3 protein-coding genes are annotated in these 4,037 nt (G+C 34.6%); 1 reads left to right on the top strand and 2 read right to left on the bottom strand.

Translation table 11 applies throughout. From position 1 onward, the window contains the following. Positions 1 to 257 precede the first annotated feature (257 nt). The gene (locus tag AC58P7_RS33320; protein ID WP_497350343.1) at positions 258 to 536 is read right to left on the bottom strand and encodes a hypothetical protein; all 279 of its coding nucleotides are present in this window, start codon (positions 534 to 536) and stop codon (positions 258 to 260) included. 319 nt (positions 537 to 855) lie between these two features. Here AC58P7_RS33320 and AC58P7_RS33315 point away from each other — a divergent pair, with 319 nt between their 5' ends. Continuing rightward, on the top strand, positions 856 to 2,751 hold the full coding sequence (locus AC58P7_RS33315) for an ATP-binding protein (RefSeq protein WP_497350342.1): 1,896 nt from the start codon (positions 856 to 858) through the stop codon (positions 2,749 to 2,751). Between the two features lie 62 nt (positions 2,752 to 2,813). Here the strand turns inward: AC58P7_RS33315 and AC58P7_RS33310 are convergent, their stop codons facing one another. Further along, entirely contained in the window at positions 2,814 to 3,053 is a 240-nt protein-coding gene (locus AC58P7_RS33310; RefSeq protein ID WP_497350341.1) for an NHLP leader peptide family RiPP precursor, read from the bottom strand. Between the last annotated feature and the right edge of the window lie 984 nt (positions 3,054 to 4,037).

Raw genomic sequence — 4,037 nt, 5'->3', positions numbered from 1 at the left:
TTTATCTTGTGATTTAAACTTCATAGTAGAGCGACCTCCTGATGTGGGATTTTAAGGGCTGTAGACCCGTTACGTACTCCCATCGTACAGAGGCGCTCTTTTTTATTCAAACTCCAAATTATTCGTTCCACAGGAATTCTAACGAAAAACGATAGTTGAGGGGCTTGCTTCACGGCAGCTCCTCTTTTGTGTTTTGTTAAAGTAACGGTAGAGCAAGCTGTAGACAAAATTGATGGATAATGACATTGAAATAGTTCCTAGCAAAGAAGTTGCGACACTAAAATGGTGCTATTCTCAGTTAATGACATTAAAGTAGTCCCATACAATAAATAGCTGTCTTTAAATTGTTCTTTTTTAAGTTTTCTTAGGGGCGAAACTTCAGCCCACTTCGGGACGCGATTAATATTAGTTGAATGGGGATATTTTAATGTCAATAAAGGGAGTAGTTTAATGTCGCTGGACAGCTGCTGCTGATTTGCCGAAGGGGTTTCTTTTAAAATGAGGGCTTTTTTTGATTGCAACCACTTTTTCTTCAATAATTTTGTGAACTAAAAGTGGTTGCATACTGTTAATATTGACAATTGAATGCAACCACTTTTGCTTCACGAATTCTTCACGGATGGGGAATGCTACTGGTTTTGCTTCTCAATGCAATCACTTTTGCTTCAACGGATAGTCGCCGAACATTTGTAGAAGAGCATATAGAGCGGGGTCCTTTTGCGCGTCTTACAACATTCAACAAAATAACAGTTTTGTAGAAAGTTGTTGAATAGGAATATATGTTCATAGAAAAAAGGATTATGTCGAAAAATATAGAAAATAGAAGATTAATATTATATTGGGAAGGTGAGTTAAATGAAAATTATACAAAGATCCCTTTGGATCGCATTAGTAATGATTTTAATTGGATGCGGTTTCAACTCATCCCATCTGCTTGCACAAAGTCAAAATGATAAGAACATTATTACAGAATGGAGAATTCTTTGGGGACACGAGAATCAGACAATTGAAGAAATAGAGGATATTCCTAATTTAAACTGGAATGTGATACCTGACTATAGGGAATTTCCTGAGAAACCCAAAGAAACTTCGACAGCTTGGGCAAAAGTGGAATTGCCATCAAAGCTACCAAATCAATATAGTATTCTAATAAGCGAAATTTATGCTCAAAATATCTCAGTGTATTTAGAAGATCAACTGGTATATGAAATAAATTATGGATTCCCGTTTGATGTACAGCGCATTTTAATCCCATTAAGTAGTGAAGACGCCGGGAAGAACATCTACCTAAAACTAAAAACTAGCCTTGATAGATTAGGAATAAACTCAAAAATTGAACTTGGTAAACATACTAGTCTAATGCGACAATTTTTATTACGTGATTTAGGGAGTATTATTATAGGTTGTGCGTCAATTTTTATTGCTATGATTATGCTTATTTGTTCCATCTTTTTAAAAAGATCACAGATCGCAAGTTGGATTTCATTGAGTATTATCTTTCTAACAATGGGAACTATTTTTATTACAAATACCCCTTTTACATTTGTTTATTTTGGCGATTATGGGGCTATTTATTCCGACTTGTTTGATATATCACTGGCTGTCTTCTTACCGACTCTGAGCTTTTATTTTGAAAAAGTATTTGAAAATGGACAGCTTATTATAATTCGAGGCTTTAGAAGATTTCAAATCGTTTATTCACTTTTTTATGTTTTGTTTATGGCAATAAATCAAATTAGTAATTATAAATATAATATCGCGTATTATTTTATGACTTCTACAGTATTAGGTTATATCATGATTATACAATTTCTATTGCTTATTAGCTTCTCTGTAGTTTTTGCAAAGAGAGGAAATAAAGATGCTTTAATATTTGCCACGGGCTTTGGCATATTTACTTTATTAGCAATAATTGACCTCACTTGGTACTATTTTAGTCTTCAGACACATCAGCTCTTTTTGTGGAAATGGGGAATAATAGGATTTAATTGTGCTCTAATCGTCATATTGGGAAGACGTCTTGCTGCTTCTCAAGATTTACTGATTAATTACTCTAAAGAGCTTGAATTCTATAACCAGAGGCTACAACTGTCTGAAAAAATGGAGATTATTAGTTCACTTACCGCATCTGTCGCACATGAAATAAGAAACCCTCTACAAGTTACACGTGGTTTTTTACAGCTTATTACAGCAAGCTCGAATGAAAAAAATAAGGGTTATATAGGAATAGCTATTGGTGAATTGGACAGAGCTTCTGAAATTATTAGCGATTTCTTGACATTCGCAAAACCACAGTTAGAAGAATTCAAAGAATTAAACATTTCAAAAGAATTGAAACAAATTGAAGGGATCATCGTTCCTTTAGCAACTTCATATGGGGGAATGGTGTATATTAATATTCCTAGTGATCTGTACATGCTAGGGAACTCCTCAAAATTAAAACAGGCCTTAATTAACATATTGAAAAATAGTATTGAGGCTTTTCAAAAGGATGGGCAAATTCACATAAGGGCTTACGAAGAGAGTGGTGAAGTAGTAATACACATTAAAGATAACGGAGTTGGAATTGAACCAGCCCAATTAGCAAAGCTTGGAGAACCCTATTTCTCAACGAAAACAAAGGGAACAGGGCTTGGTCTAATGGTTACATTCCGAATAATTGAAGCAATGAAAGGGACAATAAAGTTTAGTAGTCAAAAAAAAGCTGGAACGGAGGTTGTTATTAGATTTCCCTCAATTAATCATAATTAGAATAATAGAGAAGGGGCACTTCAATGACTGAAGTACCCCTTATTATTATAATGACAAGAAAATTACCATTGCGCGTCTGTACCGTTCGAAGCTTTCAAGATTTTAGCAGGATTTGTGGGAATAACAAGTATAAATTCAGTATCTGTCTCTTCAAAAGCTTTAAGTCCTACATGATCAGGAACATCTACACCAAATGCTTCTTTAAGAGCAGCTTTTGGGTTAGAAAGAAGTTGTTCCTTAAAAGAATTGTCTTCCCATGCCTTTTGAATAATTTTTTGTTTTAAAATTTGTGATGATGACATCATGACCACTCCTAAAGTAAATTTTACTACAGGAAAATAGTACCATGAGTTACCGACATAAATCTACTTTTCTTGACAAGTATTGACATGGCAGTTGTCATATTTACCAAAATCCACCATATAAGAGGTGGAAATGATAGAAGAATGAACGATTTTTCCTTTATTCTACCGTGATAGTGTATGTTCAGTCCATTGCGGTGTGGCCGTTGAAGTTCGTGTGTTAGGTAACATCAAATTGATGTAAAATGAGTGAATTTGACGCATGAGTTATCGATTCGTTTTTGCATTTCATGGAATTTTATGATGGGTTGTAATTAACAATTATTGTTTTCCTTTACTTTACATGATGATGTAGCACAAAGACTCCAATCTTTGTCTCTGAACGAGGAACTACAAACGAATGGATGTAACTGGTTTTTCTTCCTCAATGCAGCAATTTTTCAACGTTATAACACACGGATAAGGGTATCATTATTTACGTACTAAATACGATTTTCATTCGTTAATTTATAAGAGTGGTTGCATACTGTTAATATTGACAATTGAATGCAACCGCTTTTGCTTCACAAATTCTTCACGGATGTGGAATGTAACTGGTTTTGATTCCTCAATGCAATCACTTTTGATTCAACGGATAACATCCCATTACTTACAGAATAATGTCGGGTGACAAGAACATATAAGCTTAAAAGTCGCGTAGTTGCGGCTTTTTTTGTTTTAACGATATATGTTCTTGTCAAAAGCCAATGACAAGAACATATATCGTTTGCCGAATGATGACAAGAACTTGTATTGTTATGCGTAACTGAAAACCTTTTTCAACAACAGGTTAAATTAGATGAATTTTAAACGTAAGCTGGTAAGGGGCAACGATTGAGCTAAACATTCCTGTTAGTGCTAAGAAATGGACTTTGAAAGAAAATGAGCGCCTCGGTATGATGGTTTTATCAACGGGTTTAACCCAACATCATCAAGGAGGCGCTC

It is taken from the genome of Paenibacillus sp. J22FR5, assembly GCF_059691975.1.
The sequence above is the reverse complement of the archived record's forward strand: the minus strand, read 5'-3'. Positions and strand labels throughout refer to the sequence as shown.

What these genes read in the sequence shown, in the direction of transcription:
- AC58P7_RS33315 (WP_497350342.1), top strand. Translation starts at nt 856, where the DNA reads ATGAAAATTATACAAAGATCCCTTTGGATCGCATTAGTAATGATTTTA.
- AC58P7_RS33310 (WP_497350341.1), bottom strand. Translation starts at nt 3,053, where the DNA reads ATGTCATCATCACAAATTTTAAAACAAAAAATTATTCAAAAGGCATGG.